The following is a 10,678-nucleotide window of genomic DNA, read 5'->3' on the forward strand; positions in this document are numbered from 1 at the left end:
CCGAAACCAATCAACAGGTTTCGGATTTTTACACATCAGCAGGATCGGTCAATGGATCCTTAACTGATCGGCATTAGGCACATAGGTGCCAGTTTGTCATTGCTAGCGTGTGCAGGGTAGCGGTTACACCACGCCCTGAGTGCGCAGATAATCCTCGTAGGTACCGCCGAAGTCGCGGATACCATCTTCGCTCAGCTCCAGAATGCGGGTCGCCAGGGAGGAGACGAACTCACGGTCGTGGGAGACGAAGATCAGGGTGCCCTTGTACATCTCGAGGGCCAGGTTCAAGGATTCGATAGATTCCATGTCCAGGTGGTTGGTCGGCTCATCCATGATCAGGATGTTGGGGCGCTGCATCATCAGCTTGCCGAACAGCATGCGGCCCTGTTCACCACCGGAGAGCACCTTGACCGGCTTTTTGATATCGTCCTGCGTGAACAGCAGACGACCGAGGATAGAGCGAACTGCCTGCTCATCTTCGTTCTCCTGTTTCCACTGGGCCATCCAGTCAAACACATTGAGATCGGTGTTGAAGTCTTCGGCGTGATCCTGGGCGTAGTAGCCGATCTGGGCATTCTCGGACCACTTGATGGTGCCGGTATCCGGCGCCAACTCTCCGACCAGGGTCTTGATCAGGGTCGATTTACCGATACCGTTGGTACCCAGAATGGCGACCTTTTCACCCACTTCCAGCATCATGTTGAGGCCCTTGAACAGGGGCGCCTCGCCGTAGCCTTTGGACAGACCTTCGATTTCCAGGATGTTGCGGTAGAGCTTTTTCTCCTGCTCGAAGCGGATGAAGGGGTTCTGACGGCTGGAGACCTTCACTTCCTCAATCTTGATCTTGTCGATCTGCTTGAGGCGGGAGGTGGCCTGGCTGGACTTGGATGCGTTGGCACTGAAACGGGAGACGAAGGATTGCAGATCGGCGATCTGGGCCTTCTTCTTGGCGTTGTCGGCCAGCAGACGCTCGCGCGCCTGGGTGGCGGCCAGCATGTAGTCATCGTAGTTGCCCGGATAGACGCGCAGCTCGCCATAGTCCAGATCCGCCATGTGGGTACAGACGGAGTTCAGGAAGTGACGGTCGTGAGAGATGATGATCATGGTACTTTCACGATCGTTGAGCACCTGCTCCAGCCAGCGGATGGTGTTGATATCCAGGTTGTTGGTCGGTTCGTCCAGCAGCAAGATGTCAGGGTTGGAGAACAGCGCCTGTGCCAGCAGCACCCGCAGTTTCCAGCCCGGGGCCACTTCACTCATCGGGCCGTTGTGCTGTTCGATGGGAATACCGGCACCCAGCAGCAACTGACCGGCACGCGCTTCGGCGGTGTAGCCGTCATATTCAGCGACCAGCCCTTCCAGCTCGGCAGCCTTCATGTAGTCGTCATCGGTCGCTTCGAGGTTGGCGTAGATGGCATCGCGCTCGGCAATGGCCGCCCACAGCTCGGTGTGACCCATCATGACCACGTCTAGGACACGGGTATCTTCGTAGGCGAACTGATCCTGGCGCAGCTTACCGATGCGCTCATTGACGTCCAGGCTCACATTACCGCCGCTGGGCTCAAGATCGCCGCCGAGGATCTTCATAAAGGTGGACTTGCCACAGCCGTTGGCGCCAATAAGGCCATAGCGGTTGCCGCCGCCAAACTTGACGTTGATGTTCTCGAACAGCGGCTTGGCGCCGAATTGCATGGTGATGTTATTGCTGCTTAACAAGATAAGTGTCCCGGTTGGTCTGTCAAATGGCGCGCATTATGGCACAGATCCCCAAAAAGTTTTAGCAAGAACTGTGATCTGGATCGGTCAGATGGCGATTTGGCCGCAGAGGGATCCACCATGAAAAAAGCCGGCACGAGGCCGGCTTACGTGTGTCATCCCATCATCAGTGGGAGGTGGCGCCAGAGGCACCGAGCCCGGTTTGGGAACGAACGAACTGCGGCAGGAACTTGGCATGCTCGTCAGCGGCGTTCTGGGAGCTGTCGGTGATGGAGAAGAACCAGATCCCGGCGAAGGCCAATCCCATGGAGAAGAGGGCAGGGTATTCGTAGGGGAAGATAGCCTGGGCATGGCCCAGCACTTTCACCCACACGGTCGGGCCCAGGATCATCAGGGTCACCGCGCTCACCAGTCCCAGCCAGCCACCGTAGACGGCGCCACGGGTGGTCAGGCGTGACCAGAACATGGAGAGGAACAGCACCGGGAAGTTGCAGCTGGCGGCGATGGAGAAGGCCAGACCCACCATGAAGGCGATGTTCTGCTTCTCGAACAGTATCCCCAGACCAATGGCCACCACACCCAATACCACAGTGGTGTATTTGGAGACGCGCAGCTCATCGGTCTCGTTGGCCTTGCCCTTCTTCAGCACGCTGGCATAGAGGTCATGGGAGACCGCAGAGGCACCCGCCAGGGTCAGTCCGGCAACCACCGCCAGAATGGTGGCAAACGCCACGGCAGAGATAAAGCCGAGGAACAGGCTGCCACCCACCGCATTGGCCAGATGGACTGCCGCCATGTTGGTGCCGCCCAGCAGGGTGCCGGTGGCATCCTTGAAGGCCGGGTTGGTGCTGACCAGCAGGATGGCGCCAAAGCCGATGATAAAGGTGAGGATGTAGAAGTAACCGATAAAGCCGGTGGCGAAGAAGACGCTCTTGCGCGCTTCCTTGGCATCACTCACGGTGAAGAAACGCATCAGGATATGGGGCAGACCGGCGGTACCGAACATCAATGCCAGACCCAGCGAGATGGCGGAGATGGGGTCAGCGACCAGACCACCTGGGCTCATGATGGCGATCCCTTTCTCGTGCACCTTCACCGCTTCGCTAAACAGGGCGCCGATATCGAAGTTGACTGACTTCATCACCATGATGGCCATGAAGCTGGCACCGGAGAGCAGCATAACCGCCTTGATGATCTGCACCCAGGTGGTGGCCAGCATGCCGCCAAACAGCACGTAGAGCACCATCAGGATACCGACCAGCACCACGGCCACATGGTATTGCAGACCGAACAGCAGCTCGATCAGTTTGCCGGCACCGACCATCTGGGCGATCAGGTAGAGGGCGACCACCACCAGTGAGCCGCAGGCGGAGAGGGTGCGCACTTCAGTCTGCTTGAGGCGATAGGAGGCGACATCGGCGAAGGTGTATTTGCCGAGGTTACGCAGCCGCTCCGCGATCAGGAACAGAATGATGGGCCAGCCCACCAGAAAACCGATGGAGTAAATCAGACCATCGTAGCCGGAGGTGTAGACCAGCGCGGAGATCCCGAGGAAGGAGGCGGCAGACATATAGTCACCGGCGATGGCCAGACCGTTCTGGAAGCCGGTGATACGGCCACCGGCCGCATAGTAATCCGAGGCCGAGCGGTTGCGCTTGGAAGCCCAGTAGGTGATGAACAGGGTAGCGGCCACAAAGACCACAAACATCACGATAGCCGACACATTGAGGGGTTGGCGTTGTACCTCGCCGGTCAGCGCATCCGCTGCCAGCAGGGGGGAGGAGGCCAGTGAGGCCAACAGCAGCCACTTGCCTTTCATGCTTTTTGCGCTCATGACTGCACTCCCTTGAGGATCTTCTGATTCAGCTCGTCAAACTCGCCGTTGGCCCGAAACACATAGATGCCGGTCAACACGAAGGAGGAGAGGATCAGTCCCACCCCGACCGGAATGCCACGGGTGACGGTGGTGCTGTCGCTGAGTGGGGTGCCGAGCCAACCGGGGGCAAAGGCGATGAGCAGAATAAACGCCAGGTAGAGTCCCAGCATCAGAGCCGAGAGGGCCCAGGCAAAACGCTGGCGCTTGGCGACCAGCTCCTGGAAGTTGGGATCTTGCTGGATCCTCAGGTAGCTTTGCTGTTCCATTGCAGTTCTCCATGACATAAGTGTCAGCGGTGGATGGGGTAACCCCGACGAGCAGGGAACCTGCTCATGTAAGCAAAATGTGAATTAAATGTTATTTGCGGGCAATTAGACTTTGGGATAAGCCAGCGGCGAGCCGCAGGTGAGGCGCAGGTAGATGAGCGCGGCCGTGGTGGCATCGGCAAGGGCATCGTGGGCGGGCAGGGGGGGCAGCGCCAAGTGACGGCAGATGGCACTCAAGTGCAGGTCGATGGCCGCATCGGGATAGCGGCGATAGAGGTGGTCGTGATAGAGCTGGCTCACCTCGATCCCTCGCTGGGGCAGGGTTAATCCCCACAATTTCTGGCAGGCGAGATTGAGAATGCGCAGGTCGTAGGCGATGTGATAGCCCACCAGTTCACGGGGGCCGATAAAGGCCAGAAGCAGGCGCAGCGCGGCTTCCAGCATCATCCCCTGTTGCAGATCATGATGGCGCAGGCCGTGGATCACCACCGATTGGCCGGTCAGGCTGGCCGGTGGCTGCACCTTGATGGCGAGGGCCTCGCCAGTCAGCAGCCGGTTGCCCTGAATGCGCACCGCCCCGATGGAGACGATCTCGGCCCGCTCGGGATCGAGACTGGTGGTCTCGAAATCGAGGGCGATCCGTTCATTTTCCGGGGGGGTGGCAAAGAGCGGCGCGAACTCGCCAGTTCGGAACGCACGGCCATACCAGTAGCGTCGAGCGCGGCTCAACATGGCTATTGTCTCAGACGAAAGTGCAAGGTGAGCCACTGCTGGAACTTCTTCACCTGATGCAGCGCCTGGCGCAGCAGATCCCGCTCGCTGTGGCTGAGATCCTGTGTCTGCACCCTGCTGTTGCCCCCCTTGAGCTGACTGCGCAGCCTCAGCCGGATAAAGAGCCGGAACGCCTCCGCCAGATTGCTGCCATAGTCGGCACTGAGCCGCTCGGCGGCCACCAGTGCATCGATGCGCCCCAGGGTCGAGGTCTCCATTATTCCCCCCTCAATGGCCAGCATGCGGATACCGTGTACCAGCGGGAACAGGCCGCCCCGCTTCAGATCCAACCCTTCCGGTGGCTGCTCCAGTCGGCCAAACAGGGTGAGCGGGGCATGAAAGGCCACCGCCGGTCGCACCATCTCTGCCAGCAGATCCCGCCTGTCGGCCAACTGCTCGCGCAGTGCTCTGGCAACCGGCAGATGCAGCTGGCGATCTCCCGCGATGGGGTGGGCATCGGCAAGGGTGGCGAGCCAGAGCAGCTCATCCTCTTTCGCCGTGGTACAGGCGCTGGCAATGGCGCTTTGCCACTCGCTGCCCGTTTTTACCCAGGCCGGATTGTTCACCATCACCTGCCCGGGGCAGAGGGGGTAGCCGAGTCGCTCCAGCAGGGCGCTGAATTCGGCCAGATCCGCGGCCTGGGTGGGCCATGCCAGCCCTTCTGGCAGGATCAGGGCGTTGTCCTGATCGGTTTTGAGGATCTGCTCGCCGCGCCCCTCCGAGCCCAGCATCAACAGGCAGACGTTATCCTGCACCTCGGGGGGGATCACCAGCGCAAAGGCTTTGGCGATCAGCTGTTCGTTGATGGTGGCGATCAGCTTCATCAAAAAGGCGGTGTGGATCCCCTGGGCAAACAGCGAGCGGGTCAATTGTTGCTGTTCGCGGGCCACCGCCTCCAGTGCCGGCAGGCTGTCGGCGCGGGCGATGCGCAAGGTCAGCACATGGGAGTGGGTCGAGAAGAGTCCCAGCACCTGGGTCAGTTGCAGGATGCCCGCCACCTCGTTGCCGCGCCACACCACCAGCCGCTTGATGCGATGGCGGGTCATCAGCAGCAGGGCATCAAACAGATAGCTCTCCAGCGGCAGACCAATCAGCGGTGTGGGGGTCAGCACCGAGAGGGGGGCCGTTAGCGGCAATCCCTTGAGGGTCAGGGCGTGGAGCAAGGTCTTGCGGGTTGCCAGCGTGAGGGAGCCGTCATGAGCGGGGTAGAGCAGGCAATCGGTCCCTTGGTTCACCATGGCTTCGGTGGCCGCCAGCAGTGACAGCTTGCTGTCGACGATAAGCGGTGGTTGCAGATGACCGGGCTCGATGCGGGTCAGGATAAATTCCGCCAGATTCTTCTGACCCAGTTGTTCGCGTTGCTCCTGCTGTTGCTGGCGCTCGGCCAGATTGGCAGTGAAGTAGCTGGCAAACTGCGAGTCCTGCTCACAGAGCGTCAGAAAGGTGTGACGAGGGATGAGCTGACAGAGGCTATCTTCCAGTGCGGTGAAGCGGTGGCGGCAACGGCCGTCAAACTGGGCGCGCACATCGAACAGATCATCGACCCCGTAATCACCAAACGGGTGGTGAGGGGCAGACTCTTCCACCGCTCCCTTGATGATGAGATAGAGGCCGGGAGGCTCGTCCCCCTCCTTGAGCAGCAGATCCCCGGCCCGAAAATAGCAGAGCGAAAGGTGGCGTGAGAGCCGCTCGCGCGCCTCCTCGTCCAGTCGGTCGAACGGTGGTCTGGCAAAATTGAACAGGGTTGACATGACAGCGTCCTCTGCTGGCTTGCGGCACTCATGCAGCTCCCAGTGTGACAAAGGGAGGGGGAGGCGACCAGCCGACTTTAGTCTCAGCTGTACCGGATGATAACACTCTGATAACGTGGTGGTATGACCAGTGAGTCAATTTCAGGGATCAAGGAGAGGACAAGGTAGATGGAAAAACCAAGGATCAAGTGCGAGATCCACGACGGGATTGCCGAAGTGATGCTGACGCGGGGAGATAAACTCAATGCGCTGGACCGCGCCATGTTCAGCGCCATCGACGAGACGCTGACGCAACTCGCTCAGCACAAGGGGCTGCGGGCGGTGATCCTGCACGGCGAGGGGCGGGCCTTCTGCGCCGGGCTGGATGTGAAATCCATGCTGAGACAGCCGGTAGCGGCGCTCGATATTCTCAAGCGCGAGGCGGACGAGGCGACCAATCTGGCCCAGCGGGTCGCCTATGGCTGGCATCAACTGCCGGTGCCGGTGATTGCGGTGACCCAGGGGGTCTGTTTTGGTGGTGGTCTGCAGATTGCGCTCGGCGCCGATTTTCGCTTCAGCACCCCCGATTGCCGCTTCTCGGTGATGGAGATCAAGTGGGGCATCATTCCCGACATGAGTGGCAGCGTCACCATGCGCAACCTGATGGGGCTGGATACCGCCATGGAGCTGGCCATGAGCGGGCGTGAGCTGGATGCCGTCGAGGCGAAATCCCTCGGGATGGTGAGCCGGGTCTGCGCCGATCCGCTGGTGGAGGCGCGGGAGTTTGCCCGCACTCTCATCACCAAGTCACCGGATGCGCTGGCGGGGATCAAGCAGCTCTACAGCCAGGCCTGGGCCCGCAGTGACGAGGCGATGCTCAAAGAAGAGACCCGGTTGCAAAAGCAGATCCTGGGGCGCCCCAATCAGTGGCGGGCTACCTTTAACAGCCTGTTTCGCTGGCGGCTGCCGTTCGGGCCGCGCCGCAATCCGCTTTGAGATGAGGTGACAGGAAAAAGAAATGGCAGCCGAGGCTGCCATATTTATTGATGCCTTATGTCGTTCAGGTTCAGGAGATCTTGCGATCCTGATCCGGTTCGAATGGGTGACCGGATTTCTCCAGCTCCAGATTCTCTTCGGAGCGTTTGCCCACCCAGTAATCGGCGTTCTTGATGCCGAGCTTTTCCGGGTGGAACACCGGATCCAGCCCTTGCGCCTGTTGCGCCTCGTAATCCTTCAGGCAGGTGAAGGCAGTTTTTTGCAGCAGCAGGATGGCGATGATGTTGAGCCATGCCATCAGGCCGACCCCGATATCACCCATGCCCCACGCCAGATCCGCGGTCTTGACGGTGCCGTAGACAGTGGCGGCCATCAGCGCAATCTTCAGCAAGAAGGTGAGCCAGGGGCGATTTATCTTGCGGTTGATGTAGGCGATGTTGGTTTCGGCGATGTAGTAGTAGGCAACAATGGTGGTAAACGCGAAGAAGAACAGCGCGATGGCCACAAAAATGCTGCCAAAGCCCGGCATCATGCTCTCCATGGCGGTCTGCACATAGCCCGGGCCCGCAGCGATACCGGCAATACCGGTGTAGAGGGCGGCGCCGTCCGGCCCTTGTACGTTATAGAGGCCGGTGATCAGCAGCATAAAGCCGGTGGCAGAGCAGACGAACAAGGTGTCGATATAGACGGAGAACGCCTGCACCAGACCCTGCTTGGCCGGGTGGCTTACTGCCGCAGCAGAGGAGGCGTGCGGCCCGGTACCCTGACCCGCTTCGTTGGAGTAGACCCCGCGCTTCACACCCCACATGATGGCCAGACCCAGAATGGCACCGAAACCGGCATCCATCCCGAAGGCGCTCTTCCAGATCAGCAGGATCACGCCCGGCAGGGCAGAGATGTTGAGGGCGATGATGACGCAAGCCACGATGATGTAGCCGAGCGCCATAAAGGGCACCACGGTACTGGCGAAGCTGGCGATACGTTTGACGCCGCCGAAGATGATAAAGCCGAGCAGCAGCGCCAGACCGGCGGCGGTGACGTTCGGATCGATATCAAAGGCGGTCTGCAGGCTGGAACCGATGGAGTTGGCCTGCACCCCCGGCAGCAGCACGCCGCAGGCGAAGATGGTGGCGATGGCGAAGGTCCAGGCATACCACTTCATGCCGAGCCCTTTCTCGATGTAGAAGGCCGGGCCGCCGCGGTATTCACCGTTGATCTTCTCTTTGTAAACCTGACCCAGGGTGGACTCCACGAAGGCGGAGCTGGCACCGAGGAAGGCCACCATCCACATCCAGAACAGGGCGCCCGGGCCACCGAAGGTGATGGCGGTGGCGACACCGGCGATGTTACCGGTACCCACGCGACCGGCCAGAGTCATGGCCAGCGCCTGGAAGGAGGAGACACCGGCATCGGTGCTCTTGCCATCAAACATCAGCCGCACCATCTCTTTGATATGACGCAGTTGCAAAAAACGGGTGCGCAGGGAGAAGTAAAGACCGACCCCCAGACACAGGTAGATGAGCGCAGGGCTCCAGATTACACCATTGATGGCATTGACGATTTCATTCATGTACAACAACTCCTTTGTTGTGTTTGTGGCGCTGTCTTGGCGAGATCTTGGCCTCGCTCTCTGTCACTGTTTTCGGCCCTGATTGTTAACAATCCAGTTAACAAACGAGCACGGGGTTGAGGGGTTAAGCAGAGCGCAAACACGCGCCATGCATGGCTTGTAACATATCGAGTTGTATCGGTGCTTCCCAGCTAAAAATGTCGTTTTGTTGCAAATTTGTGAATTGACAAGGGTGGGTGGATAATGGCAGGCAGCGTTTTCTATGAGTAAAGATGAGATCCTCCTTGTTGATCTGCGCCGAGCAATGTGACGGGCGTAACACATTGGATAGCAAACATGAGGCCAACAATGAAAGATACCTCTGACATATTGACGATCCGCCCCCCCGAGGCCGACGACGGGAGCGCAGTCGCCCACCTGTTCAGCCAATTGGGGTATCCTGCCGAGGGCGGTGACGTGACGGCGCGCCTGTTAGCGCCGGATCCCGCGAGCGCAGTGCTGCTCGCCTCCCGGGCTGACAAAGTGGTCGGTGTGCTGGTGTGGCACAGGCTGGCACCGCTGCATGTTGCACCAGCGTGGGGCCTGATCTCGGCGCTGGTTGTCGATGAAGGGGCAAGAGGGGCGGGAGTGGGCGCAGCCTTGCTCAAGCAAGCCGAACAGATGGCGCGTGCCGCAGGTTGCGCCCAGCTGGAGCTCTCCAGCAGCCTCAAGCGCGAGGCGGCCCACCGTTTCTATCTGGCGCAGGACTATCAGGAGCGGCCGAAACGGTTCGTGAAATTGTTGTGACGTGTTTTTTGCATCAAAAGAAGGAGTAGGCGTGCTGGGATGGTTCAAATGGCTGGGTGGTCGCCCGCAAACGTCCATGAGTGAGGATGAGTTGGCGCTGTGGCGTCAGGCGCTTGCGGCTGTGCCCATCTTGCAAGGGCTCAGCGACACCGAGCAGACCACGCTTATCGGGTTGGGGCAACAGCTGCTCAAACGCAAGACCCTGACCCTGATCGGGGTAGCGCTCAGCCCCCGTCAACAGGCGGTGCTGGCACTGCAAGCGGCGTTGCCCATCTTGCACCTCGGCATTGACTGGTATCGCGGCTTTCACGAAATCATCATCATTCCCGAACCCGTGATCCGGCGCCAGGAGGTGCAGGATGAGTTCGGGCTGGTGAGCGAGGTTGAAGAGGAGAACGCCGGTGAATCCTGGCCGCAAGGGCCGCTGGTGCTGGCTTGGAGCGAGCTGCAGCAGGATGGCGATTGGGATGGCTTTAATCTGGTGATCCACGAGTTGGCCCACAAGCTCGACATGCTGGGCGGTGAGGCGGACGGTGCGCCGCCGTTGCCGGGGTCGATGAGCTGCCAGCTGTGGCAACAGGCCTTTCAGACCGCCTTCGATGCGCTGTGCCAGCAGCTCGACCGGGATGAGGTAACCGCCATCGATCCCTATGCGGCCGAACATCCCGCCGAATTTTTCGCCGTCAGCTGCGAGTGCTTCTTTACCGATCCGCTGCGGCTTCGTAGCGTCTATCCCGAGGTTTACCGTCAGCTGAGCCTGCTGTTTAGTCAGGATCCGGCGAGTCGTTTTCCGCCAACCCGTCTATTAGCCGGAGAGGGAGATAGTCGGTTGTTGTGAATCCTGAGCAGCAAATCCAGCATCGTAGAAAGCAAAAAAGCACCCGAGGGTGTAATGCCAGTCAGTTAAGCCTGACTGGCATTGTTTTTATTGGCTTTTTTCACACTATACCTCTGTGGCCTTGGCTTC

Annotated in this window: 9 protein-coding genes; 3 read left to right on the forward strand and 6 right to left on the reverse strand. The window is 59.8% G+C overall.

The genetic code is table 11. The features are described from left to right. Window positions 1-123: 123 nt before the first annotated feature. From BSP75_RS00805 to BSP75_RS00825, 5 genes are all read right to left on the reverse strand, one after another. Window positions 124-1,716 carry an ABC-F family ATPase gene (locus tag BSP75_RS00805; RefSeq protein WP_042657718.1) on the reverse strand — a complete coding sequence of 531 codons (1,593 nt, stop codon included), beginning with the start codon at window positions 1,714-1,716 and terminating at the stop codon, window positions 124-126. Window positions 1,717-1,882: 166 nt separating this feature from the next. Beyond that, window positions 1,883-3,535 (reverse strand): cation acetate symporter, encoded by a 1,653-nt coding sequence (locus BSP75_RS00810; RefSeq protein ID WP_075111899.1) that lies wholly within the window; start codon window positions 3,533-3,535, stop codon window positions 1,883-1,885. Window positions 3,536-3,546: 11 nt separating this feature from the next. Then, window positions 3,547-3,858 (reverse strand): DUF485 domain-containing protein, encoded by a 312-nt coding sequence (locus BSP75_RS00815; protein ID WP_005336970.1) that lies wholly within the window; start codon window positions 3,856-3,858, stop codon window positions 3,547-3,549. A gap of 105 nt (window positions 3,859-3,963) precedes the next feature. Continuing rightward, window positions 3,964-4,590, reverse strand: coding sequence for a 3'-5' exonuclease (locus BSP75_RS00820; RefSeq protein WP_075111895.1), 627 nt, complete (start codon window positions 4,588-4,590; stop codon window positions 3,964-3,966). A gap of 2 nt (window positions 4,591-4,592) precedes the next feature. Next, window positions 4,593-6,380, reverse strand: a complete 1,788-nt coding sequence (locus BSP75_RS00825) for a putative nucleotidyltransferase substrate binding domain-containing protein (protein WP_075111896.1) — start codon at window positions 6,378-6,380, stop codon at window positions 4,593-4,595. Window positions 6,381-6,548: 168 nt separating this feature from the next. Between BSP75_RS00825 and BSP75_RS00830 the strand changes: the two genes are divergently transcribed. Beyond that, entirely contained in the window at window positions 6,549-7,355 is an 807-nt protein-coding gene (locus BSP75_RS00830) for a crotonase/enoyl-CoA hydratase family protein (protein WP_075111897.1), read from the forward strand. Between the two features lie 70 nt (window positions 7,356-7,425). Here the strand turns inward: BSP75_RS00830 and BSP75_RS00835 are convergent, their stop codons facing one another. Beyond that, window positions 7,426-8,925 (reverse strand): alanine/glycine:cation symporter family protein, encoded by a 1,500-nt coding sequence (locus BSP75_RS00835; RefSeq protein WP_042062719.1) that lies wholly within the window; start codon window positions 8,923-8,925, stop codon window positions 7,426-7,428. Window positions 8,926-9,273: 348 nt separating this feature from the next. Here BSP75_RS00835 and BSP75_RS00840 point away from each other — a divergent pair, with 348 nt between their 5' ends. After that, window positions 9,274-9,711, forward strand: a complete 438-nt coding sequence (locus tag BSP75_RS00840) for a GNAT family N-acetyltransferase (protein ID WP_075111898.1) — start codon at window positions 9,274-9,276, stop codon at window positions 9,709-9,711. Window positions 9,712-9,787: 76 nt separating this feature from the next. Further along, complete coding sequence (locus BSP75_RS00845) at window positions 9,788-10,549, forward strand: M90 family metallopeptidase (RefSeq protein ID WP_075111900.1); 762 nt, start codon at window positions 9,788-9,790, stop codon at window positions 10,547-10,549. Window positions 10,550-10,678: the final 129 nt, after the last annotated feature.

Source organism: Aeromonas sp. YN13HZO-058 (assembly GCF_001921245.1).
GTDB classification, from domain to species: Bacteria; Pseudomonadota; Gammaproteobacteria; order Enterobacterales; family Aeromonadaceae; genus Aeromonas; species Aeromonas allosaccharophila.